This is a genomic window from Paenibacillus sp. Y412MC10 (genome assembly GCF_000024685.1).
Classification (GTDB): domain Bacteria; phylum Bacillota; class Bacilli; order Paenibacillales; family Paenibacillaceae; genus Paenibacillus_AQ; species Paenibacillus_AQ lautus_A.
Map to the genome: position 1 here is coordinate 119,630 of NC_013406.1, position 24,526 is coordinate 144,155.

Below are 24,526 nucleotides of genomic sequence, written 5' to 3' on the forward strand. Positions count from 1 at the left end.
AGGCATGCGATATGAAATCGGCCTTGCGGCCGGTTTGATATAACTACCAATCCGAAAAAGGGGAGGATTTACTCATGTCGAAATGGTTTTTCCAGAAAGGGGCATGGAAACCGGCGCTCACGGCGACACTTGCGGCAGTCATGCTGTTTGGCTGCGGCGGCAAGGGTGACGGCGAATCGCAAGCGGGCCAGAGCGGGGAGGGAAATCAAGAACTTACACAGGTAAAGGTGTTCAAAAGCCACATGGGCGTCGGCACGATTCCGGGCGCAGATAATCCGCATGTCCAGTATGTGGCGGAGCGGACCGGCGTGGAATATCAGCTGGTGACGACCCCGCCGGGATCGGAGCCGACCGAATATCTCAATCTGATGATTGCATCCGACGACTTGCCCGATATTCTTCGTCCGATCGGCGGGATCGAGCAGACCCTTATTCGCCAAGGAGGAGCGCTGGCACTGGATGAATTGCTGCCCCAGTATGCCCCGAACGTCTGGAACAATATCCCGCAGGAAGCATGGGATGTCGTTCGATCCGCTTCGCCGGACGGCAAAATCTATTATGTGCCAAAAGTGTTCCTGGTGCCGGAAAGAGCGCCGCTGATCCGTCAGGATTGGCTTGACAAGGTGGGGATGTCCATGCCGAAGACAACGGAGGAATACAAGGAGGTGCTGCGCGCCTTCCTTAACGAAGACCCGAACGGGAACGGCCTGAAGGACGAACTGCCTACAACGGGCCGCGAATTCGGCAAATGGATGGACCATTTGTTCGCCATGTTCGGCGTCGCGATGTGGGAGGGGAACCCGGAATGGGACGTCTATGACGGAAAAATCCAGTATGCCGGCGTAACGGACAATATGAAGGCTGCCATTGCGTTTGCCCGTGAGCTATATGACGAGAGGCTGCTGGACAACGAGACGTTTCTGAACAAAGGCGATGTGTGGACAGCTAAAATCAATAACAATCTGGTCGGTAGCTGGTACCACCTTCCCGCCAACCTGCGCGATCGGTTCACGGCCATGCAGCAAAAAGCACCGGATGCTTATATCGTTGGCATGCCGCTTCCAAAGGCCGATGGGTTTGAGGGCTTTGTCACGCAGAAGAGCATGGGCGAACCCGAGTGGATCATTCCGGTAAAGGCACAGGATAAAGCGCCTGCCGCCTTGAAGCTGCTCGATTTCTTCTATGATCGGTCGAATGACGAATTTATCCGCTTTGGCATCGAAGGACAGCAGCATGAAGTTGTCGACGGCAAAAAAGTGCTGCTTCCAGCCGAAGACAGCCGCCCATTGGCGCTCGGCATGCGCAACCTGACGACAGAGGAGGACATGGACATCCGGATTCAGGAGACGATCCCGGAAGACATGCAGCAGATGGTGAAGGATATATTCGAGGTGAGTACCGCCGACGCGAAGCGGATCGCCGGGGATGGACTTCCGAGTACCGTGTATGAAGGCTTCCCGGACATTCAATCGCATAAGCTGTTTCAGGAGTATGTAACCAAGATAGTCATTGGTGAATGGCCGCTGGAAAAGTTCGATGAATTCGTCGACCGCTGGCATAAGGCAGGGGGAGACGAAGTGACGAAGAGGGTAGAGGAATGGTACTCAAGGATGTGATCATACAGTGAAAAAGAAATATGCCATATGCGGTGTGAGCGGTCGTGCGCTCGGCATGTTCGCCAAACCGATTCTGACGACGCATGCACGGCGCTGCAACCTGGTTGCCATATTGGACTGCGATCCGGCCCGCTTCGAGCTGTACCGCTCCCGCTTCCCGGAGCATACCGCCGTCGGAACTTACGGTGAAGAGGAATTCGGGAAGATGATTGGCGAGACTCGGCCGGATGTGGTCATCGTGGCGGGGCGCGACGATACGCATGCGCGTTATATTGTTGCCGCGCTTGAACGGGATCTGGATGTCATCACGGAAAAGCCGATGGTCACGACGGGCGAGGACGCACGGCGAGTGTTGGATGCGGAGCGGGTGAGCAAAGGCTCGGTGACGGTCACGTTTAATTACCGTTATGCCCCGATTCACGCCAAAATCAAGGAAATGGTGTGGGAGGGCAAGCTCGGCCGGATTACATCCGTCGATCTCAACTGGTATTTGGACACGTATCACGGCTCCAGCTACTTCAAACGGTGGAACCGCCGGCGCGAAATGTCAGGAGGCCTCTCCATCCATAAGAGCACGCATCATTTCGACCTCGTGAACTGGTGGATCGGGCAAAAGCCGGTCGAGGCCTTCGCCTACGGGGCGCTCCATTATTACGGTGCCCAAGGGGAGCTGAATCCGGGCAAAGAAGACGGTCGCCATTGCGGAACCTGCCTCTCAGCCAGCCGCTGCGCCTATCATTCGCGCTGGAACACACGTCATGTGCAGGACGATCATCTCGGCCAGCTTGACAGCGGGGGATCGCAATTTCCTTATACAGGCTACCGCCCGGACCGGTGTATTTTTGATGATGAGATCGATATAGAGGATACGTATGCGGCCACCGTCAAATACAGCGGAGGCGCACTGCTCAGTTATTCCGTCAACTTTTCGCTGCCGTACGAAGGGTATCGCTTGGCGATCAACGGTACGAAAGGCCGGCTGGAGACGATCGAATATCATGCACCGTCCCGAACCCCTTTTCCGACACCGCTCCAGACGATCGACTACTTCCCGTTGTTCGGCTCCAAGGAAACCATCCATGTCGTCCATCGGGAAGGCGGCCATGGAGGAGGCGACCCGCTTCTGCTGAACGACCTGTTTCTCGGTGAGAACCGGGAAAGGCCGTTCCCGATTTTGTCGGGGGCTGTGGATGGCGCCTATTCCGTGGCAACGGGGGAAGCCGTGTGGCGTTCCGTGAAGGAACATCGTCCGGTGGCGATAGCGGATGTTCTGGGTGGGTGGAAGGAGAGTGAGCCTATTGAACGATAAAGGATACTTTGACCCGGCGGAAAGCCTGGCTTCTCAAACAGAGGGCAGTAACATCGAGCATGCGCTTACGGTCATTGCCCAGCGTTATGTCGGTGACAATCCGCCTCATGCCCCGGTTTACCGGGTGACGCGCAAGAGTCCGATCCGTAAACGGGCCGACCACTGCTATCAACTCCCCATCGCGGATATGTTCCCCGAAATGACGGGGAGCCAGGTGGTCTATGCCTGGACGAAGCTGTGGGTTGCCGAGCCGCAGAGCTTCCCCTTTCTGATGGAATGGACGGGGCACGTTCGGCTGTACCATAACGGCCGAAAGCGGTTCGGTTCGGCGCTAGGGGAAGAAGCGACAGCAGGCGAATTGCCTCTGAAGCTTGGGATTCAGCTTACAAAGGGATGGAATCACTTCGTCTTGGAATTCCGCCGGAGCCCAAACGGATGCGGAGCGGTATTTGGCACAAGCAACCGCAAGAACAAGCCGTTTCACTTTCTGGCTCCATCTATGGAGCGGGAGGGCGAGGAAGGATGGATTGTGACGGTGCCGCTGGACGGGGCGCTTGCCTGCATCCCCGATTCAATGGAAAGTGAATCATGGACGGGTGCACAGTGGCTGCCCGTGCTAGCAAAGCACGGTGGGGAAGTAGATGGCGGCCCAATGTTGAGAATGTACGGGCGGAAGCCGGGGTATGCCGCTTACGCCTGGACTGCCGTGGTCAACCGGACCTTAACGGCCAAGAAGGTGACCTTGTCGGGAACCTCTTATGGTCCGGTCCGGTTTGACTGGAACGGCAGGGAAGTTTACGCCAGCCGGGAGGCAGGCGCGTTCAGTATCGCCATCGATGTGCCTCCGGGCCGCGGGGAGCTTACCGCACGCAGCGAATGCGTTCAAGAGGGCTGGGGGTTCGAAGTCAGCGAAGCCTCGCCTGAAGGGGTGCTGACCGCGCCGCGCAGGGTGCACGGCCTAACCGGCGAGTGGCTTTATCTGGGTCCGATCCGTGCGGAAGCAGAACTTGAGCTGTCCGACTATTTCGGGCTGGATACGGTTGCTGTTGACGGCGGACAGACGCTGTTCTGGACAGGAAGCGAACCGGGAGCCTGTGTGAGGCCGTTTTTGGAGAACGAGCTTTTCGGCCGCTGGAATTATCCGCTTGGTGTCACGATGTACGGCTTGCTGGAGTCGGGTAGGCTGCTGAATCGCCCGGACATCCAGGAATATGTGCTCCGCCATGTCGAGTTTGCAGCGGGGCATTACGAATATTCCTTATGGGACCGGGAGGAATTCGGCGCGGCAGGGCTGAACAATCAGCTGTCCGACATCGACAGTCTGGACGATTGCGGATCGTTCGGCGCGCTAGCCATTCTTGCAGACCGAATTCGATCCTTGAAAGGGGTGCACAAGGCGGCGGACGACATCGCCCGGTACATCATGGATGAGCAATCACGTCTTGAGGATGGGGCGCTTTATCGCGAAGTCGGGGTTTCCCCGAGCATGCACCTTACGATGTGGTGCGACGATATGTATATGAGCGTGCCGTTCCTGTGCCGATACGCCGAGCTGTCCGGCGATTCCCGCTATCTGGACGAGGCAGCACGCCAGCTTCTGCTGTATAAGTCCTACCTATACCTGCCCGACCTGCAGCTGATGTCGCATGTATACGATGTGCGTCATGGGCAGCCTTCCCGGACGGTATGGGGACGAGGCAACGGATGGGTGTTTTTCTCGCTGTCAGAGCTGCTTGCCGTGCTTCCGTTTGGCCATCCCGACTATGAGGAACTGCTTCTTTTTTATCGCGTGCTGGCGGAAGGGTACCTTCGTGTGCAGGGAGTCAACGGGTTATGGCACCAAGTGCTGACAGACCCTGAATCCTATGAGGAAGCCTCGTGTACCGCAATGTTTATTTTCGGCATGGCACGGGGGATTCGCCACGGCTGGCTGGAGGACCCGGATCCGTACTTTCAATCCGCCGCTGCGGGGTGGGAAGGTTTAACCAGCAGGGCCATCGACCGCCGGGGAAATGTGTATGGCGTGTGCAAGGGCAGCAGCTGGTCGACCTCGCATGCTTACTACAAGCACGATTTATCGTGGAACTTGAATGATACGCACGGAATCGGCATCGTGCTGTTGGCCGGAGTCGAGCTGCTCGGACTGATGCGGGCCAGCCCAATTGTAAACGCTTAAATTTGCGTGACGGCAGGAGCGGAACGTGAGCTATAATGGAACCATTCTGGTAGTAAAGCGGGGGTTGATATGTTCCTATCGATCGGCAAGTGGCTGAAATACACGCTGGCCCATACGCAAGCGCGGCTGGTGCTCATTTTGACCGTTTCCGTTTTTATGATCATTTTGGCCGTCAGCCTGACATCATATTACACCTCCAAATCGGTGCTTCAGGAAGAGCTCAGCGAGCCGCAGCACCAAATGCTGCAGATCAGTATGAAATATATCGACGATTTGATCCGGGAGAGCGACAAGATTGCGGTCCAAGTCGCGGTGAATGACTATATCTACGATTTTCTGACGAGCGAGAATCAGAACTCGGTGTCCAATATATCGACATTGTACCGACTGCTCTCAACCTGGATCAGCAATTCAAAATACATTAACAGCATATACGTATACGATGTCGAGCGGGGAAGCTTTATTTCGCTTCCGCAGGGATACAGCTCGAGCAAGCTCACATTCGTGGATTCCGAGTGGACCGGTATCGCAGACGAATTCGGAGACGACACGATGATGATCCGCAAAAGGCATGTCCCCGAGGGGGCGGGCAATAAAGGATCGGAGCTGACGCTGTTCCGCAAAATCATGATCCAGGGCCGACTAAGAGGCGTCGTGGCGGTCAATTTGCTGGATGCTGAACTGTTCGCGAAATTGAATCCGCCGTCGCTGTCCCAGTTGGACAGCATGCGGTACATCGTGGACCAGCATAATAACATTCTTTATTCGGTTTCGAATTCGGAATTCCAACCGGAAGCGGTGAGACAGGCGCTGCACGAGCTGAAGGAAGACCACTTCGGCGATTTTTTCCATGAGGGACGAAAGCTGCTGGTCAATCAGATCGAATCGCCGCTGACCGGATGGAAATACGTATCCATCGTCTCCCAAGATAGTTTGCTTGCACAGTCCAAAAAGGTGCGAGACACGGTGCTGTATGTATCGGTGGCGGCACTTGCGCTCGGCGTGCTGACCATTCTGTATGTAAACTCCGCGGCCTTCCGCCCGGTGCGCAGGCTTAAGCAGCTGTTCAGCGCCTACAACGGGAAGGCAACCAGCCCGGACCGCATCGATCTGGAAAAGCTGGCCGGCGAACTGCTCAGCAATCATGCGCATCTATCTCAGCTGATCCGCGAGACGATATCCGATGCGGCTTCCAAGTTTCTGTATGACATTCACTCGGGTCATATGAGCGGCAGACGCGAAATCCGCGAGAAGTGGAGACGGTATTTTTCGGAATGGACGGATGCGCCCGTCACGGTAGCGGTGCTGTCGATCGACCGCTACGATTCGTGGTCGCGCAGGTTTCCGGCCAGTGACCACTCGCTGCTGAAGTTTGCCCTGGCCAATATCATGGCAGAGCTGCATGAGCCCGAATGGAGGGTCGCCTGCGCCGATTTCGGAGCGGACCGGATGGCTATCCTGTTTCAACCGCGGAGCGGCGAAACTCGGCCTCCGCTGGCCGAGGCGATCGAAACGGTGTCCCGTTTGCTGAAATTCAGTGTATCCGCCGGCGTGAGCATGCCGCAGAGTGAGGTTGTCCGGTTAAAGCAGGCCATGCTGGAAGCGGAGAACGCGTTAACCTACCGTTTATATAAAGGGTACGGTCAGCTCGTGCCGTTTCAGGATGTATCCAGTCACGAAGTGACGGATATGCAGCCGCAGGAAGATGGCGTACGGGAGCTGATGACTGCTGTGGAGACCGGTGATGGGGAGCGGGCTATAGAGCTCCTGGGGCGTATTATTGGCGATATCCGCAGCCGTTACTGGTATCCTTCGGAGGCGCTTGCCTTGCTTCAGGGGCTGCTGGAACGTCTTAAAGGAATATGCCCAGAGGGCGACGGTCCCGAGGGAGACCCGGCCGGTCGGCTGGGCACGCTGTACATTGAAGATATCGAGGCTGAGCTTTCCGGCCTGATTTCGGTCTTGGCCGACCGCTACCGCCGTTTAATCGGCAGCAAGGATTTCTTGATGTGCCAGCGGATGATCGAATTCATGGAGCAGCACCTCGCCGATCCGATCGGCATTCCGGAAATTGCGGAATCGACCGGCATCAGCAGCAGCTTGGCCAGCCAGCTGTTCAAGCAGGAGACAAACGAAACGATCTATAACTACTTAACCCGGCTGCGGATGGAGCGGGCTAGCGAGCTGCTGGTCAAAACCGACCGAAAAATATCCGATATCGCCCAAATGGTGGGCTACCAGCATGAAAACAGCTTCATTCGCAGCTTCCGCAAATTCAAGGATATCACCCCGGGCAAATACCGGGATATGATGAGAACCCGGATAGACGCCTTGTTTGAATGAAGGGGCCGGGAAGGGAGGAGCTATGGAGATGGAGAGAGAGCAGATTGTTTGGCGGCATAATCCTGAATTCGACAGGCTGGATCCGCTTTCGCCACTGTCGGTAGGCAACGGGGAATTCGCGTTTACCGCCGATATTACCGGGCTGCAGACATTTCCTGAACAATATGAGGTGCCGCTTGGCACCCAGTCGAACTGGGGCTGGCATTTTACGGGGGGGCGCGGCAGGTTCTCCGCGAAGGATGCAGCGTTGCAGATGTTCGAGACCCACGGCCGGCAGGTCGGCTATCCGATGAAGCCGGGGGATAAGCCGGAAGCTTACCAATGGCTGCGACAAAATCCCCACCGTCTTCAGCTAGGCCGGCTGTCGTTCCGATTTCTGGACGAAGCGGGAGAAGAGCTCGGTTACAGCGATGCAGGCCAATTCCGTCAAAAGCTCGATCTGTGGGCGGGCATTCTAACGAGCAAGTTCGAAATTCGCGGCGTGCCGGTCGAAGTTACGACGGCGTGCCACCCCGAAGCTGATATTTTGGGCGTGCGGGTGATCTCGCCCCTTATCCGGGAAGGGCGGCTTCAGGTATTCATCCGCTTCCCCGCACCGGATATGACGCATTCGGCTTGGGCAAAATCGGTGTTTCCCGATTGGGAAAGCGATCATCGACATGATACCGTTCTCGTTCGGCAGGAGAAAGGAACGGCCTTGATGGAGCGGACGCTGGATGAGGAGCGTTATGCGGTCCGCTGGCATTGGAATATTGGCCGGCTGGAGCAGACGGAAACACACGAATTTACGCTGTATCCTGGCGAGTCTCCAGAAGAATCCCCGGATGAATCACCGGAGGAGCTGACGTTTTCCGTCGGCTTTGCGGCTGGGTCGCCTGGTGCGGCTGACTTTGAAGCTATCGTTTCGGCAAGCATCCGGCATTGGGAATCGTTTTGGCAGAGCGGGGGTGCAGTCAGCTTCGCAGGCAGCTCCGATCCGCGAGCCTTTGAGCTGGAGCGCCGCATCGTCTTGTCGCAATGGTTATGCGCTATTCACAGCGGGGGCTCGATGCCGCCCCAGGAGACCGGTCTTATGTACAACAGCTGGTTTGGCAAATCGCATTTGGAGATGCATTGGTGGCATGCCGCCCATTTCGCGCTGTGGGGCCGGGCTCCCATATTGCGGAGAAGCATGGACTGGTACAACGGCATACTGCCGATCGCCCGCGAACTGGCGCTATCTCAGGGATATGAGGGAGCGCGCTGGCCTAAAATGGTCGGTTTCGACGGCGTTCCGTGCCCCTCACTGGTCGCCCCGGGCTTGATCTGGCAGCAGCCGCACCCGATCGCCATGGCGGAGCTGTGCTACAAGGCCGACCCGGCACAAGAAACGCTGCGCCGGTTCCGTGACATCGTCTTTGAATCGGCTGACTTTATGGTTTCCTATGCCCACTGGAATGAGTCAAGAGATGCCTTCGATCTCGGACCGCCGCTCATTCCGGCTCAAGAATGCCATCCGATGAACGCAAGCGCGAACCCGCCTTATGAGCTGGAGTATTGGAAATTTGGCCTTGATATCGCTATAAAGTGGGCTGATCGATTGGGTGTCCAGCCGAATCCGCGCTGGGTTGAGGTGGCGAGTCATCTGGCGGCGCCGCCCCGGCTGGACGGCGTTTACCTGGCGCATGAGTTGGCGCCGGATACGTTTACGGAGAAGAACCATGACCATCCGTCCATGCTCTGCGCATTAGGCGTGCTTCCCGGCAAGCTTGTCGACCGGGAAACGATGCGGCGTACATTGTGGAAGGTCAAGGACGGTTGGAAGTGGGAATCGGCCTGGGGATGGGATTTTCCCGTGTGCGCCATGACCGCTGCTCGGCTCGGCGAACAAGATCTGGCTGTCGATTTTCTGTTAATGGACGAAATGAAAAACACGTATTTGCCGAACGGGCATAACTATCAGCGACCGGGTCTGACCGCTTATTTGCCGGGTAACGGCGGACTGCTTACGGCGGTGGCCATGATGGCCTGCGGCTGGGAAGGAGAAGAAGATCTGCACTGTCCGGGATTTCCGGCAAGCGGCTGGACGGTGCAGTGGGAGGGGCTGAAGCCGTGGCTTTAGCTTCGGCTTCGGCTTGTACAACTTGCGGACAGGAGGGCTGAATATGGCCAAGGGAACGGTGTGGAAGCCGGAACGTAAGCAGTATCGCGACCGGTTGACCGGAGTCGAAGTGGTGCAGCTGACCGACTATAAGGCTCATAGTCATCATCTATATTTTACGGAGAACGGATGGTATGACGGCAGCAAGCGGCTGTTGTTCGTATCGGATAGGGAAAACAGTTCGAACTTGTACAGCATGGATGTCAACAGCGGCGAAATGCTCCAGCTGACGGATTACCCCGACAATGATTTTGTGGATGCCTGTCTGTTACCGGATGGCCGGGCCGCCTTCGTCAAAACGGGTCGAAGCGTACGCCGCCTTGATCTGGTGACATTGGAGGAAGAGCTTGTCTACGAAGCCCCGGAGGGGTACAACATCGGCAACCTGAGCTGTCCTGCCGATGGCCGTTCGGTCGTCACCTGCATACAGGAGGATCTATCCCATCGTATGCAGCTAGATCTCGGCAATGGCTATGTCGGCCACCGGGAGTTGATGGAGGCTGCTCCTCACAGCCGGATCGTGCGGATCGATTCGGAAGGGCAGACGCAGCCGGAAACCCTATACGACGCCCATCGCTTTATAACCCATATTAATGCGTCACCCGTCGAACCATGGTTGATCACCTTTTGCCACGAAGGGCCGTGGCATTTGGTCGATCACCGGATATGGGGACTGGATCTTCGGAACGGAGAGGTCTGGAGAATTCGCCAACGCCTTGAACCCGGAGAAAAGGTCGGCCATGAGTTTTTTTATCCTGACGGCGTTACCATCGGTTACCATGGCTTCCGTACGGATGGAACCAATTTCTTCGGAAGCATCCGGTATGACAATACGGCCATGGAAGAGACGGATTTCGGGTTTGATACGTGGCATGCGTATGCGGACGGCCTCGGTCAGGCCGTTGTCGACGGCAAAGGGGCGGTCAAAACCCTCTCCGTATGGCGTAAAGACGCTCAAGGAGTTTACCAAGGGCCGAGGATGCTGTGCGAGCTCCGATGCAGTTTTCATTCCCAGAAGGTGCACGCGCATCCGCGTTTTGATCCAGACGGTAAACGACTCTTGTTCACAAGCGATAAAAATGGTTATGGCAATTTGTACCTGGTCGACATGCCGGAAGATTTCGATTCGCTGCCGCTGCAGTCGGTCTAAAGCGAAGGAGAGGGAGTGGTCTACGGTGGCTGAAGTTACAGTCATGGAACGAATACCGGTCCGGGTGGCAGAGACGATCTTGTCCGCTTGCGTGGACGGGTACCATCCGAATATCGCCAACAAATGGGGCTACGTGGCCGGCATGGCTTTGAGTGCACTGGGCCGCCTGGCCGAATGGACGGGTGAGGAGCGCTACAATGAAGCAGTCAAGCGGCATATGGACGTCTTCATACAAGAAGACGGGACGATAGCAGGCTATACACTCGAGGACTATAATCTCGATCACATCAATAAAGGCAAGAATCTGCTACCCTTGTGGCGCATGACAGGAGAAGAGAAATACCGCAGGGCTGCCGAGCTGCTGGCATCTCAGCTGGTTGGACAGCCGCGGACAGACGAAGGCGGATTTTGGCATAAGAAAATCTATCCGTTTCAGATGTGGCTGGACGGCCTCTATATGTCGTCACCGTTTATGGCGGAGTATGCAGAAACGTTTGATGCGCCGGAATGGTTTGACGAAGCGGCCCGTCAGCTGCTGCTCATCGAGCGGCGCACGAGGAATCCGCAGACGGGCCTGCTGCATCATGCTTATGATGAGAGCCGGGAGCAGCGCTGGTGCGACAAGGAAACGGGCCGCTCGCGCCATGTATGGGGGCGGGCCATGGGCTGGTATGCGATGGCGCTCGTGGACTCACTGGAGCATTTCCCCGTTAGGCATCCGCAGCGCGGCCAACTGATGGGCATTTTCGAACGAATGGCTAATGCACTCGTACGCGCTCAGGATCAAGACAGCGGGCTGTGGTATCAGGTGATGGACTGCAACGGACGGCAGGGCAATTATTTGGAGGCTTCGGGCTCCTGCATGTTGACCTATGCCTTGGCCAAAGGCATTCGGCTTCATTATTTGGCCGAGATCGACATCGGGGTGGTCGAACGCGCCTATGACGGGATCAAGGAACGTTTTCTCACCGCCGATGCGGAAGGACTGCACCTTCACGGCATTTGCCATGGCGCCGGATTGGGCGGACGCAAATACCGTGACGGATCATACGAGTATTATTTGAGTGAAAAGGTAGTCAGTGACTCGCTCATGGGCGTCGCTCCGCTCCTGCTGGCCAGCATCGAAGTGGAGAGGCTGCAGGCGGGGGACGAGGTCGGGCATCGGGGATGAGTCGAGAGAACCTGTTGACTATGAGGTATCCCGCATCTTGGTGGCGTAATATGTGGCGTGAGGGGTTACCCTCAGGCAATGGAATTGTCGGGGCCTCGGTATTCGGGGGCGTGCAGGAAGAGACGGTGCTGCTGAATCATGAGGGGTTGTGGCATTGGGGCCGGAAGGATCCGCTGCCGGACGTGAGCATGACGCTCGCCGAAACGCGCAGGCTGATGGATGAAGGACACTATGCGGAGGGCAGCTGGAACTTGGCGAACGCTTTACGGGTGCGGGGATACGGGACGAGGCTGGCCTCCCGCTTCCCGCTTGCGGCGATTAAACTGTTCATGCCCTGCAAACGGGCGTTCCGCCATTACCGAAGAACCCTTAATATGGAGACCGGTGAGGTTTCGGTAGGCTGGACGGACGGTTCGATCCGATACGTAAGGCGGCTGTTCGTCTCCCGTGCAGATAGGGCCATCGTTTACGAGATTGGCTCCGAGGGATGTGCTAACCAAGAAGTAAACCCTGAGGGCAGGAAAGGGATCGGTAGGGATCTCGAGGTTCAAACCGGGACGAGTCACTGTATTTCGGGAGAGATTGGACTGGTGCTCTACCCAAGCGACCGATGGGGGGATACGCCGGAATTCAAGGAACTGGCTGGATCCGTGGTCACTTCGGCGAAAGGGACGTTTATCCGGTACGCCGGCCGCAATGATGACGGTACGGATTTCGGGGCAGTGCTGCGGCTTATTTGTGAAGACGGAAGTTTACAGTCAACCAAGGAAGGAACGATGTTGAGGTTTGTTAAGGCCCGACGGGCGCTGGCACTGGTGAAAGTTTTTATCCGTGGCAAGCGTGAACAGGAATGGGAGCAGCTTGAGCGCGAGCTCAGTGCCTTCCCTGAACATTGCGAATATGACCTGCTTCTCAAGCGCCACGCCGAGCTTCATGGTCCTTTGTTCCATTCCGCATCCCTGGAGCTGAACGTTGCCAGCGGGGACGACGTGCGTTCGAACGAGGAGCTGCTGCTGGAGGCCTACGAGGGCAAGGCACCCGATTCGCTTGTCCGTAAAATGTGGGCTTATGGAAGGTATTTGTTTATTAGCGGGACGGCAGCCGAATCGGGGCCGTTCGGACTGTATGGCCTATGGGGCGGAGACTACCGGCTTGTCTGGTGCCACCATATGGCGAATGAGAATATCCAAATGATGTATTGGCACGCGCATGTCGGAGGCTTGGGAGAACTAGTGCCCCCTCTGTTCCGCTACTACGGCAGCCTAATGGACGACTTCCGCGGCAATGCCCGCAAGTTGTATGGTTGTCGCGGAATCTACATCCCGGCTGGGACTACGCCAGGGATTGGAACGCCGAATCAAATCGTACCCGTCATTCTAAACTGGACGGGAGCGGCCGGGTGGCTGGCCCGGCATTATTATGAGCATTTTTTGTATACGGGCGATATTCGGTTTTTGCGGGAGGAGGCGCTGCCGTTCATGCGTGAAGCCCTTCAATTCTACGAGGACTTCGCAGTCGTTGGTGAGGATGGCACCTACCGTCTGTATCCTTCGGTTTCGCCGGAGAACACGCCGCTCAATTTCATGCCGGAGGACGGAAGGCAGCTGGCTCACCCGATGCCGACAACCGTCAATGCCACGATGGATATTGCAATTATGAAGGAACTGCTTACCCATCTGATCCAAGCGAATCGGCTAGTCGGCGGCCCAGGTTCGGAGGAAGAACGGTGGATGCGAATGCTGGAACGCATTCCGCCTTACCGGACGAACGGGGACGGAGCCCTTGCGGAATGGCTGGATCCCGCGTTTGAGGACCGATACGATCACCGTCATCTCTCCCATATCTATCCCTTGTTCCCGGGTGATGAAGTGACTCGGGAGTCAGCACCAGAGCTGTACGTCGCTTTTGAGAAGGCGGTGCGTCTCCGCCGACTCGGAGCCCAAAGCGGTTGGTCACTTGCCCATATGGCTTCCATTTACGCGCGGCTGGGGGAAGGTGAACGTGCGCTGGAGTGTCTTGATACACTGGCGCAATCATGTCTGCTGCCGAATCTGTTTACCCTCCATAATGATTGGAGGGGGATGGGGATATGCATGGATATGCCGGCAGCGCCGATACAGCTCGATGCAAACATGGGATGGGTGAATGCCGTACAGGAGATGCTGCTGCAGGTGTCGCCGGATATGGTGAAACTCCTGCCAGCGTTACCGGAGCGCTGGCGTAGTGGCCGACTCTCAGGCTGGAGATACCATACCGGTCGGATCATCGTGGAATGGAACCGGGATGCCGGTATGTTCCACGCCAAGCTTGAGGCTGAACGGGAGACGGACATCCTCGTTTCCCTACCGCCTTGGGCAGGGGAATGTTCCATGTCCGGCCAGGGAGCCTCCGTCCAGCCCTCAACGCTAGGGCCCCTTTTTTATTCGGTCCGTCTGCGCCCGGGGACACAGCTGTTGATCGATTGCAGCCCGCAAGTCGAAGTAGACGTAAGCGGACCTCGAAACTGAAATTGGCCAAAGACCATTTCATTGCAAAAAAGCACCTCAACCATGGGCATGAGCCGTTGGTTGAGGTGCTTCTATTTTTAGGTTATCTTGGATTGACATGGAATCATGTAATCCCGCCGCCCACCTTCATTACGGCTGCAGGGTGATGCCGAATGCAGAGCCAGGGGCACCGGCGAATACGACAGCTCCGTTAGCCGGGAGCTTAACTTCGTTGGAGCCGCTGACCACGGTGTAGTTGACGACCGTGCCCTTCTCGTCATATACGGCGAATGCGCCTTCTGCCGGCAGGGTTACCGTCATGGTTTTGCCTGCGGCTGCTTCAGGTACGGTATACCACTTGGCATAGCCGTCGGCTTGCAGGGTAACGGTGGATTTTTTCCCTTTATACAATGGCTTCACATGCTTGCCGCTGATAAACAGGGATCCAGCGCCCTCGAGATACTCTACGCCTTTTTCCTTATAGAAGCGGAATTCGGACGTATCCCGGCTGCCGATCGCCGGTACCTGATGCTGGCTTACTGCAGTATCCGGATCGATTATCTTCTTGTCGATCAGATATCCTTCCAGACCGCTCTTGCTGTTAATTTCTACCGTCGGTTTCGTAATGAAGTACATTAGCGATGTGAATTTCTCGTTCAATGGATAGAACGTTTCGCCTTCCCGCTTCGCCCATGCGGCAGCGGTTTCCTTGGACAGCGGGTTCGCTTCCATTTTTTCGGCCGAATATTGCGACAAGGCCATCTGTCCCAGTCCAGGAATCGAAACATATTGTCTTACCCATAGGTAGATGCGATCATTCTTTTCCTTAACGAAGCTGACCTTAATGCTGCCATCCGCGCTGACAAACGTTCCGTCCGCGGTGTATACATATTTCTCGGCAGGATAGTCCGGCACCATCGGTACGGTAATGGACAGTTCGCCGTCCTTGATGTCGACTTTCATCTGCTGATTCGTCACGCCATAGTAACCGGCAAATTCCGCCATATTGTCAGGCATATCCGCTTGGACCGGTTTGCCAAACGATTTTTCCGGCTTGAACTCCTTGATGGTGCCTTTTTCCTTGAGCGTATGCAGCAAAATTTCGTTTGCCAGCAATTGGTTGGTTGAACTCGAACCGCCGGAAGATAATACGGCAGCTGCCATGTTCTGCTCCGGAAGCACAACGAGCGAAGCGTGGTATAGAATGGTGTCGCCGCCTTTAGTCACGGCTTTCATGTCATATTGGTTAAACGGGAACAGTCTCACGCTGTCCCAGCCAAGTCCATAATCGAACGAATTATCGGCATCTTCTGGCCACAGGCCTTTTTTATACTCTTCCTGCTCCATGGCTTTCACAGACGCAGCTGAGAGGATTCCCTCGGCTTCCCCGGTGAAGATCTGCGCAAACTGCACCAGGTCTTCGGCCGTGGAGTAGATGCCGCCGGTTCCGATGACATTGATGGTCTCGTTAGGCAGCTGTCCTTGATGAGCCGGATAATAGAGGCCCGCCATTTGGTTTAAATCCAATGTGTCTTGGGATGTCTTGGTGTGGTCCATGTTTAACGGCTCGGTAAAATGTTCATGAATGAATGCGGTAAAATCCTTGCCGCTCACTTTTTCCACGAGAATCTCGGCCAGCGTGAATCCGTCATTGCAATACACGGAAAATGCACCCGGATCTGCTTTGAGGTTTTGAGTGGACAACTGCTTCAGCAGCGTGTCATGTGCATGCGGGTCATTATCTTCGAACAAGAACGCGTTGTTCAGGCTTGAGCCCTGCAGGCCGGAGGAATGGTTAAGCAGCATGCGCGGCGTGATTTTTTTGTAGCGTTCGTCTTTCATCGTGAATTCGGGTATGTACTGAACGAGAGGCGCATCCAGGTTGATCTTCCCGTCATCCACCAATTTCATGACCGCGGCGGCAGTGAACACTTTGCTCGTGGAGCCGATCCCATACATCGTATCTTCGGTCAACGGAATCTTTCCTTCGATATCATTGACGCCCGCTTGCCCGGAAACGGTAATCTTGCCGTTGTCGATCAGGGCATATTGGACGCTTGTCGTTCCATACGTCTCGGTGAGCAGCTTGGCTTTCTCTGCGGCGATCTTCTCAAGACCCCCTCCTGCAGCGGCAGTCTGGCTGTTATCTGCTGCCATGGCTCCGGCTGGAAGGATCATCGTAACCGCGAGCAGGGCTACCAGCATTCGTGATAATCTTTTCTTCAATGAACAAATACCTCCTTATTATGAATGTATAAGTTAGTACGATTTACCAGCTGGAATGGTTCGAATTTTTTTTCATGTTTTTTAGGGTTTATGATAGGAGCATATACAGGAAGGGCGTTTAATTGTTGTTAGGTGAGATATCTACAGATGAGAAGGGCAAAAAAACCAGGCCCCCATCATCAGTTGCGAGAACTGCGTGAGGATGCCTGGTTATTTAACTAAGAACGATCAGTAGTGCCGAAGCGGTGCCGACGAAACAGCCGGCCAGACAATCCGAAGGATAATGAAAGCCGAGATAAACCCGTGACAGGCTGACCGTAAGCGCCAGCAGGATCAAGATCAATGACAGCCAAGGCGTTACGAACAGAAACGGTGTGATGATGGAAAATATGGCCGTCGAGTGCCCGGAAGGAAACGAATGGTCCTTCATCGGTTTCTTTTCAAACCTCACTTTTTCCAATGCCTGATATGGCCGGATGCGCCGCAGTTTCTTTTTGATGAGAGCCGTAATCAGGAAGCTGAGGGACAGTGCGATAAAGCTCTGCCATCCCATCGTATCCCACGGCTCCGGTGCAAAAAACGCTATCGAAAGTGTCAGCACAATGGTAAAGATAGCACCCCCCATATGGGTGACCAGCGCGAGCATCGAATCCACCATTTTGTTGCTGATCTTGCGGTTTAACCAGCGGAAGATAAGGTGGTCATGTTGCTGAAGCCAATCCATCGAACGAGTAATCATTGTGAACAGAACACCTCACATTATAGTTTGGCAAGCTGATAGCCCTAAGTCAAAACGGGCTCGAGTGTATATTTGTAAGGGCCGGAATTGATCGTGTAGACAAGAGGCTTACATACGACAGTATACAGGAGAATTGTTAAGCGTGGGTATGAATGGCGAGTATTTTTTCATAATTCGAGTTTTCTTTGGCATAGGTACTTTCGATGATAACCGTATACCATATGGGACGCGCTTAAGATTATGGTTTCCCATTGACGGCGACTTGATGTTCCCATGTTCTCTAAGCCCGGAATCCTATATAATGAAAGCATCTAACCATGCATAAGGAGGAGAAGCATGAAATTTCGCGTTTCTGCCGTGCAATATCATCTGCACACGATTCAATCCTTTGACGATTTTGCCCGTCAATCGGAGCACTATATCCGAACGGCGGAGGAGTTCGAAGCCGATTTTGTGCTGTTTCCGGAATTTTTCACGACGCAGCTGATGTCCATCGGGGACGATAAGGGCCAGGCGTTAACGATCAATGACCTTCCGGATTTCACAGACCGTTACCGCGAGCTGTTCCAGGGCTTTGCGAAGCAATATAACATGCATATCATTGGCGGGACCCACGTCATTCGCCGGGAAGGGAAGCTGTACAATGTGGCGCATCTGTTCTATCCGGACAGCCGCATTGCGGAACAGGCGAAGATTCATATTACGCCTTCGGAGATAACCGGCTGGAACATGGGGGCCGGCGAAGGGCTCGAAGTATTCGAGACCGAAAAAGGCACCATCGCGATGCTCACCTGCTATGACATCGAATTTCCCGAGATCGTGCGCATGGCCAAGGCCAAAGGGGCCGACGTCATTTTCTGTCCGTCCTGCACCGATGATCGTCACGGATTCCACCGCGTGCGTTATACCAGCCATGCCCGCGCCATCGAGAATCAAATCTATGTGGTGCTGACCGGCACGGTTGGATCGCTGCCTACCGTGGATCTGATGCGTGCCAACTTCGGGCAGGCTGCCATCATTACGCCGAACGATATTCCGTTCCCGCCGAAGGGCCTGCTGGCCGAGGGAGAGCTGAACAACGACATGATCATTACCGCCGATCTCGATCTGGATTTATTATATCAAGTGCGCGAGAAGGGCTCCGTCACGACATGGCGTGACCGGCGTACGGATTTGTATCCGGATTGGGAGTAAGTCTTTTTATCATGGTTTGATAAAATGGGAAAAGGCGGTGTAGAGGAAATGGCCCGGTTTCATCAACAGTTTTATGTATTCGACGACGTCCGGCCGGTGCCGGTTGTTATTCGAGGCTACACGGAAGCGGACTTCGACGAGCTGATCGCCATTCAATCCGAGACGTTTCCGCCTCCGTATCCTCCGGAGCAATGGTGGAACAAGGAACAGCTGATGCAGCATGTCACCTTGTTTCCCGAGGGCGCGCTATGCGTTGAAGTGGACGGCATGCTCGCCGGGTCCATCACCTCGCTCATTGTGGAGTACGATCCGATGGAGCCTGCCCACTCCTGGGCGGAGGCCACGGATAACGGATACATCCGCACGCATCAGCCGGACGGAAATACCCTATACATCGCCGACATTTGCGTCAGGCCGCGCTTTCGCAAGCTGGGGCTCGGCAAATGGCTGATTCAGTCGCTGTATCACGTGACCGTCGAAAGGGGACTGGACCGGCTGCTTGGCGGCGGACGGATGCCCGGCTATCATCGGCATGCGCACGAAATGTCGGCCGTAGAATATTTGGATGCCGTTGTCAGGGGGGATCTCAAGGACCCCGTAATTACCTTCCTGCTCCGGTGCGGCCGGACGCCCGTCGGGGTAGCGGCAGAGTATTTGGAGGATGAGGAGTCCTGCAATTACGGGGTCTTGATGGAATGGAAGAATCCATTCCGAGGGTGAAGTGGTTTAGAATGAACGATGATTTCACGGCTTCGAATATCTTCATAATATAAAGATATTTTCATTACATATATAAGGAGGCTTTTAATTTAATGGAATATATTCGCATTACGAGCATCGACGATCCCTTGTTCCGCAAAATGCACGATCTCATGAAGGAAGTGTTCCCTCCGGAAGAGGTGCTGGAATTCAGCTTATGGAAAGAGCCGCTCGAAGACCCGGGTATTCGGGTATTTGTTGCCCTGCATGAGGACGAAGTGGTGGGTACGACGGAATACCGCTATTACGAGGATTGGAACGTGGCGATGACCGATTTTACCATTATCGGGCGTGAAGGGCTCGGCATCGGCCGATTCCTGGCACAACATCGCTTGAAGGATCTGAATCAATTGGCGGCAGCAAACGGCAAAGAGCTGTTCGGCATGTTTGCCGAGATTTACGATCCATATCGGGTGCAGGACCATGCATTCGGCGGCGTGAAGCCGATGGATCCGTTCGTTCGCCGCGAAGTCCTGTCGCATCTGGGTTACAAACGCACGGATATCGACTATGTGCATCCGTCCTGGAACAACGATGGCGAAGCGGTGAGCGGGCTTGATTTTTGCTTCATGCCGGGCGACGATGCCGTTGATGAATTGCCCGCGGAGCTGATTGCCAACTTCTTGAGACGATACTATTCGGTGCTGCCCGAAAAACCGCAAGCCTGGAACGACATGGTGGCCAAGCTGGACGCGCGGGAGAAGGTATCCTTGCTTCCGCTGTAACCTATAGTATGGATCATGCCTGATTCTTCTTGAATCAGGCCTATTCTTTTTCTTGACCGCCCATTGATTTCAATTTTTTGGTATTCTAATCCTATGAACGGCCAGGTCGACGTAATGGGGAGGCTGCTTATGAAGCGAAATCGTATTTGGTTATGGGCAGGTATTGGTTTAAGCATCGTAATCCTATATTCATTCATGCAACTAAGCGTTCATATCGGCAAACCCATGTCCGAAGAACAGAAGACAGCGGCCTCTTACGTGAAATCGCTGGGCTATAAGATTGTAAGCCACTCCAGTAAACCGATTACTTATACGCTTGAGAAATCTCTTCTCGCACCTGGTAACGGCGCAATCCCCTATATTCAGACATGGAGTGTACAGAGCCAAGATCCGACAAACTATTACGGAAAAGAAATTGTCACCTATCGCTTCAAGGTTTCCGGGCATCCGCTTGACCGCATGTATAATACGAATACGGCCTTGTTTGTGATGATGTCGGAGGGGAAGGTCATCGGGGGAACCTCGTTCCCTGATCGGAACGATTTAGCTGGGGCTCCTTACTCCATTGATGGAAAGACCTTGGAGGAAATCACGGGTAACAGTTTCGGGGAATGGCGCGAGCAATGGGCCGAAAAATACGGGAATTAAGGGTGCGCTCCAACCTCTCCGAAAATACGACGAAAGACATTTTCTTTACTTTTGCTAAAATCCTCATTTGAATTGCAAGGCCATACTGGATATAGTAATACAATAGGTAAGGAAAAGAGGAACGAACATGAACGACCGAAAACAAGTGAGCATCCGTCTTCAGAGCCTTCACGAAGGAGAGAATACGATACAGGAGCTTCCCGCAGAGGCGTTTATCAAGGGGAAAGTGCTGTATGTGCGCTATACGGAGCCGGCGCTTGGACCGCATCAAGGGGAAACCCGGGCCATGCTCAAACTGACGGAGGACGAGCTGAAGCTGATCCGTCATGGCGAGGTGGAGTCCGAGCAGGCGTTTAAGCTGGGACTGCAATTGCCTGGATATTATCGCTCCCCGTTCACTTCATTTAATCTGTCTACGCACACCCAGCGTCTGGAGCTAGCGCTAGAGGGCACGACCGGACGAGCGGCTTGGGCGTATGATTTATATGTGTTTGACGAGTTTTCGGGACACTTTTCGATCAGTTTGACTATTCAGGAGGCACATGAATCATGACTATGAATCCATTAGATCACATTAACGGGCTGGTTGCAGAGGCGGTAGGAGACGCTGCCGTAGCTGCCGGACTGGTGTCCCGCGAGGAGCTGCCCGCCATTACGCTGGAAGTTCCGAAGGATAAGTCGCACGGCGACTTGGCTACGAACGTAGCGATGCAGCTGACGCGGATTGCCAAGAAGAACCCGCGGCAAATCGCGGAAGCTATCCTGGAACATTTGGATACGGCAAAGGCTTCCATTGAGAAAGCGGAGATCGCCGGGCCCGGGTTTATTAACTTTACCTTGGACAAGGGGTATCTCTATCCGATCGTGGCATTGGTACAAGAGCAGGGCGATAACTACGGGCGGATCGCTTCGGGCGAAGGGCAAAAGGTCCAGATGGAGTTTGTCAGCGCCAATCCCACCGGAAGCCTGCATCTTGGACATGCCCGCGGAGCGGCGGTAGGCGATGCCCTTTGCAATGTGCTTGATTTTGCAGGATACGAAGTTACGCGCGAATACTACATCAATGATGCAGGCAACCAAGTAGTGAACCTGGTTAAATCCCTCGAAGCCCGCTATTTGCAGGAGCTCGGCCAGGATGCCGAAATGCCTGAAGACGGATACCATGGCGAGGATATCAAAGGTTTTGCCAAAGAGCTTGTAGCCGAGAAAGGCGATTCCTTGTTATCGATGGATCCTGACGAGAGAACGGCATTCTTGCGTCAATTCGGGCTTGAGAAGGAACTTGGTAAAATCAAACGCGATTTGAATCGATTCCGCGTCCATTTTGACGAGTGGTTTAGCGAAACGTCCCTGTATGAGGATGGACTGGTGGAGAAATCCCTGGAAGAACTGAAAGCCAAGGGCGAAGCTTACGAGAAGGATGGGGCCACCTGGCTCCGCACCACCGATTATGGGGATGACAAAGACCGCGTCCTCGTTAAGAATGACGGAACGTATACCTACCTGACGCCGGATATTGCGTACCACCGCAATAAATACGAGCGCGGCTATGACAAGATCCTGAATATTTGGGGAGCCGACCACCATGGTTACGTTCCGCGCATGAAGGCTGCCATGGAGGCGCTCGGCAATGACCCGGACAAACTCATCGTATTGATCGCCCAGATGGTCAGCCTGTTCCAGGACGGCGAGAAGGTCAAGATGTCCAAGCGTACTGGTAAAGCGGTCACGATGGAAGATCTGATGGATGAGGTCGGCGTGGACGCGATCCGCTATTTCTTCACCATGCGCAGCATGGATTCGCATTTGGATTTCGACATGGATCTGGCGGTATCCACGTCCAACGAGAATCCGGTCTTCTACGTACAGTATGCGCACGCACGCATTTGCAGCGTATTCCGCCAAGCGGAGGAGCAAGGCGTTAGCTTCTTGCCGCTTGCCGACGTCAACCTGAGCGTTCTGACCGCCGAGCATGAATACGACATTTTGCGCAAAATGGGAGAACTCCCGCAGGAAGTGTCGCTTGCTGCGGAGAACTATGCACCGCACCGGCTTATCCGGTATGTATATGAACTGGCTTCCTTGTTCCACAGCTACTACAGAGCCGAACGCGTGATTACGGAAGACGCGAATCAAACGCAGGCCCGCCTTGCTTTGCTGGGAGCGGTCCGCACGGTCATTGCCAACGTGCTTCGCCTGATGGGCGTATCGGCGCCGGAACGCATGTAAGAAGGGCCCTCCCTTTCATATGCCATAACAGCCAACAGCCGTCTTTCTTTGGAAAGACGGCTGTTTTTAATGCGTGAACGAAATGGCGTTTGCCGTTGCTGATGAACCGAATTTATAATTTCATGCCCTCGCGCAAAAATTTCAAGGCATTTACCTCTCCATCGGAGGCGCTGTATCCTTTTTTGAGCTTAAGGGGGGAGGAGGTGCGCCGCAGCAGGGCTTTGATCGTAGCTGTTTTTTTCAAGTCAGGCTTCTGGGCAAGCAGCAGGGCGATTGCTCCGCTGACGTGTGAAGTGGCCATGGAAGTGCCGCTCATTTCGTGGTATTTTCCCTGCAGCCAGGCTGACACGATTTTATCTCCGGGCGCATAAATATCGACAAATTGCCCGCGATTGCTGAAGCCGGGAATTCTCCGGCTGCGGTCGGTAGCTCCGACGGATATCGTTTGGGGATAACGGGCAGGATAGTCCGCGGTACGGCGTTTGCCGTCATTGCCAGAAGAGGCCACAATGAGGACGCCTGCTTGGTTGGCCTTGCTTACGATATCCAGCAGCGTGCGGCTTCGGGTCTGCATGCCGAAACTCATATTGATGATATCGATCTCGGCCCGCACGCACCAGTCGATGGCCAGAATGATATCCGACACGAAGGCGGAGCCGTTGTGATCAAAGGCTTTGACCGGATACACGACAGATCTGGGAGCAACGCCGATCATACCTTGGGTGCTGTTTGCTGCAGCGATGGTGCCCGAGATATGCGTTCCATGCCCATTGTCGTCATAAGGCGGGATGTTGCGATGGACGAGGTTGACCCCTCGGGTCAGCGAATACTTCAGATCCGGGTGACCGAAATCCACCCCTGTGTCGATAACGGCAATCTTCACGCGGTGTCCTGTCGAGGTAGACCAGGCTTGAGGGGCTTTGATTTGCTTGATACCCCATGGGATCCCGGTTAGCGTTCCTATTGTCCCCTGTATGGCGTGGATATGAACCTGTTCATCCTCTTCAACCATCAGTTCGTTCCGAAACTCCGCTTCAAACTTCGCGGTTTGGGGAGCTGGAGCGATGATGGTGCGAGTAAGCGGCGAGCGGCTGACCGAACTCGGGAAACGCCTTTTCCCTGCGAGCCGGTTCCATTCGCGGATGCATTTCTGGTACAGCTGAGGGTCATGAAACGTGAGGAGCCGCCGGTTCATTTCCCGGACGTTCCGCATAGGGTTCGTCTCTGCAAGTAGTGATTGCATGATCCGGGTGTAATCCATGTGTGGCAATCTCCCTTCTCGATGAACCGTTGCTTCAGTATTGTATGAGCCGGGGAGAGTGCCCGAATGGGATGTTGCCCTTTTTCCGGGAAATAGGCCCTGTTTACCGTGTCAAAGCAGCAGGGCTAACATAAGATACATGGAGAGAATATCAAGGTTCTCTTATCTATCCCGTAAGGAGTCGATCCTAGGGGCGGGTACAGTCAGAAGGCGGAGAGAAAAGTCTCCGTCTTTTTCCATTTGGTATCTGATGGGTAATGGAGCATAAAAACTTGATTTTTATTTCCAAATAGGTTTTACTTAGTTTTGATAATGGATATGTTGAGGGTATAACGTGAAGATTGTGTGAGAGGA

17 protein-coding genes are annotated in these 24,526 nt (G+C 54.7%); 14 read left to right on the forward strand and 3 right to left on the reverse strand.

All coding sequences use genetic code 11. The features are described from left to right. Positions 1–74 precede the first annotated feature (74 nt). The 8 genes from GYMC10_RS00565 (at position 75) to GYMC10_RS00600 (ending at position 14,412) form a co-directional block, all read left to right on the forward strand. The gene (locus tag GYMC10_RS00565) at positions 75–1,616 is read left to right on the forward strand and encodes an extracellular solute-binding protein (protein ID WP_012818364.1); all 1,542 of its coding nucleotides are present in this window, start codon (positions 75–77) and stop codon (positions 1,614–1,616) included. A gap of 7 nt (positions 1,617–1,623) precedes the next feature. Then, positions 1,624–2,925 carry a Gfo/Idh/MocA family protein gene (locus tag GYMC10_RS00570; protein WP_012818365.1) on the forward strand — a complete coding sequence of 434 codons (1,302 nt, stop codon included), beginning with the start codon at positions 1,624–1,626 and terminating at the stop codon, positions 2,923–2,925. After that, positions 2,906–5,101, forward strand: coding sequence for a glycoside hydrolase family 105 protein (locus tag GYMC10_RS00575; protein ID WP_261979506.1), 2,196 nt, complete (start codon positions 2,906–2,908; stop codon positions 5,099–5,101). Before GYMC10_RS00570 ends, GYMC10_RS00575 begins: the two co-directional genes overlap by 20 nt. 69 nt (positions 5,102–5,170) lie before the next feature. Beyond that, positions 5,171–7,444 (forward strand): helix-turn-helix domain-containing protein, encoded by a 2,274-nt coding sequence (locus GYMC10_RS00580; protein ID WP_012818367.1) that lies wholly within the window; start codon positions 5,171–5,173, stop codon positions 7,442–7,444. Between the two features lie 22 nt (positions 7,445–7,466). Then, positions 7,467–9,545, forward strand: a complete 2,079-nt coding sequence (locus GYMC10_RS00585) for a hypothetical protein (protein ID WP_012818368.1) — start codon at positions 7,467–7,469, stop codon at positions 9,543–9,545. A gap of 43 nt (positions 9,546–9,588) precedes the next feature. Next, positions 9,589–10,734, forward strand: coding sequence for an oligogalacturonate lyase family protein (locus GYMC10_RS00590; RefSeq protein WP_012818369.1), 1,146 nt, complete (start codon positions 9,589–9,591; stop codon positions 10,732–10,734). Between the two features lie 25 nt (positions 10,735–10,759). Next, a complete protein-coding gene (locus GYMC10_RS00595) occupies positions 10,760–11,905 on the forward strand; it encodes a glycoside hydrolase family 105 protein (protein WP_012818370.1) in 1,146 nt (381 codons plus the stop codon). 50 nt (positions 11,906–11,955) lie between these two features. Further along, positions 11,956–14,412: a glycosyl hydrolase family 95 catalytic domain-containing protein gene (locus GYMC10_RS00600; protein ID WP_012818371.1), complete on the forward strand. Its 2,457-nt coding sequence runs from the start codon at positions 11,956–11,958 to the stop codon at positions 14,410–14,412. 129 nt (positions 14,413–14,541) lie between these two features. Here the strand turns inward: GYMC10_RS00600 and GYMC10_RS00605 are convergent, their stop codons facing one another. Next, positions 14,542–16,617 (reverse strand): serine hydrolase domain-containing protein, encoded by a 2,076-nt coding sequence (locus GYMC10_RS00605; protein ID WP_012818372.1) that lies wholly within the window; start codon positions 16,615–16,617, stop codon positions 14,542–14,544. Between the two features lie 214 nt (positions 16,618–16,831). Then, positions 16,832–17,356 carry a phosphatase PAP2 family protein gene (locus GYMC10_RS00610; RefSeq protein WP_012818373.1) on the reverse strand — a complete coding sequence of 175 codons (525 nt, stop codon included), beginning with the start codon at positions 17,354–17,356 and terminating at the stop codon, positions 16,832–16,834. Positions 17,357–17,692: 336 nt separating this feature from the next. Here GYMC10_RS00610 and GYMC10_RS00615 point away from each other — a divergent pair, with 336 nt between their 5' ends. The 6 genes from GYMC10_RS00615 to argS all read left to right on the forward strand — a co-directional run bounded on the left by GYMC10_RS00615 (position 17,693) and on the right by argS (position 22,911). Further along, entirely contained in the window at positions 17,693–18,550 is an 858-nt protein-coding gene (locus GYMC10_RS00615) for a carbon-nitrogen hydrolase family protein (RefSeq protein ID WP_012818374.1), read from the forward strand. Between the two features lie 48 nt (positions 18,551–18,598). Beyond that, positions 18,599–19,270 (forward strand): GNAT family N-acetyltransferase, encoded by a 672-nt coding sequence (locus GYMC10_RS00620; RefSeq protein ID WP_012818375.1) that lies wholly within the window; start codon positions 18,599–18,601, stop codon positions 19,268–19,270. A 92-nt stretch (positions 19,271–19,362) separates the two neighbouring features. Further along, a complete protein-coding gene (locus GYMC10_RS00625) occupies positions 19,363–20,034 on the forward strand; it encodes a GNAT family N-acetyltransferase (protein WP_012818376.1) in 672 nt (223 codons plus the stop codon). A 129-nt stretch (positions 20,035–20,163) separates the two neighbouring features. Then, on the forward strand, positions 20,164–20,682 hold the full coding sequence (locus tag GYMC10_RS00630; RefSeq protein ID WP_012818377.1) for a hypothetical protein: 519 nt from the start codon (positions 20,164–20,166) through the stop codon (positions 20,680–20,682). Positions 20,683–20,809: 127 nt separating this feature from the next. After that, entirely contained in the window at positions 20,810–21,235 is a 426-nt protein-coding gene (locus GYMC10_RS00635) for a DUF1934 domain-containing protein (protein ID WP_012818378.1), read from the forward strand. Next, a complete protein-coding gene (argS, locus tag GYMC10_RS00640) occupies positions 21,232–22,911 on the forward strand; it encodes an arginine--tRNA ligase (protein WP_012818379.1) in 1,680 nt (559 codons plus the stop codon). Before GYMC10_RS00635 ends, argS begins: the two co-directional genes overlap by 4 nt. A gap of 112 nt (positions 22,912–23,023) precedes the next feature. On the opposite strand, the gene GYMC10_RS00645 is transcribed toward argS, so the two are convergent. Continuing rightward, positions 23,024–24,172, reverse strand: coding sequence for a S8 family peptidase (locus tag GYMC10_RS00645; protein WP_012818380.1), 1,149 nt, complete (start codon positions 24,170–24,172; stop codon positions 23,024–23,026). Between the last annotated feature and the right edge of the window lie 354 nt (positions 24,173–24,526).

Bases quoted from the DNA above. Each gene is read 5' to 3' on its own strand.
- GYMC10_RS00565 (WP_012818364.1), top strand. From the start codon at position 75: ATGTCGAAATGGTTTTTCCAGAAAGGGGCATGGAAACCGGCGCTCACG.
- GYMC10_RS00580 (WP_012818367.1), top strand. From the start codon at position 5,171: ATGTTCCTATCGATCGGCAAGTGGCTGAAATACACGCTGGCCCATACG.
- GYMC10_RS00585 (WP_012818368.1), top strand. From the start codon at position 7,467: ATGGAGATGGAGAGAGAGCAGATTGTTTGGCGGCATAATCCTGAATTC.
- GYMC10_RS00590 (WP_012818369.1), top strand. From the start codon at position 9,589: ATGGCCAAGGGAACGGTGTGGAAGCCGGAACGTAAGCAGTATCGCGAC.
- GYMC10_RS00600 (WP_012818371.1), top strand. From the start codon at position 11,956: ATGTGGCGTGAGGGGTTACCCTCAGGCAATGGAATTGTCGGGGCCTCG.
- GYMC10_RS00610 (WP_012818373.1), bottom strand. From the start codon at position 17,356: ATGATTACTCGTTCGATGGATTGGCTTCAGCAACATGACCACCTTATC.
- GYMC10_RS00615 (WP_012818374.1), top strand. From the start codon at position 17,693: ATGAAATTTCGCGTTTCTGCCGTGCAATATCATCTGCACACGATTCAA.
- GYMC10_RS00620 (WP_012818375.1), top strand. From the start codon at position 18,599: ATGGCCCGGTTTCATCAACAGTTTTATGTATTCGACGACGTCCGGCCG.
- GYMC10_RS00625 (WP_012818376.1), top strand. From the start codon at position 19,363: ATGGAATATATTCGCATTACGAGCATCGACGATCCCTTGTTCCGCAAA.
- GYMC10_RS00630 (WP_012818377.1), top strand. From the start codon at position 20,164: ATGAAGCGAAATCGTATTTGGTTATGGGCAGGTATTGGTTTAAGCATC.
- GYMC10_RS00635 (WP_012818378.1), top strand. From the start codon at position 20,810: ATGAACGACCGAAAACAAGTGAGCATCCGTCTTCAGAGCCTTCACGAA.
- argS (WP_012818379.1), top strand. From the start codon at position 21,232: ATGACTATGAATCCATTAGATCACATTAACGGGCTGGTTGCAGAGGCG.
- GYMC10_RS00645 (WP_012818380.1), bottom strand. From the start codon at position 24,172: ATGGATTACACCCGGATCATGCAATCACTACTTGCAGAGACGAACCCT.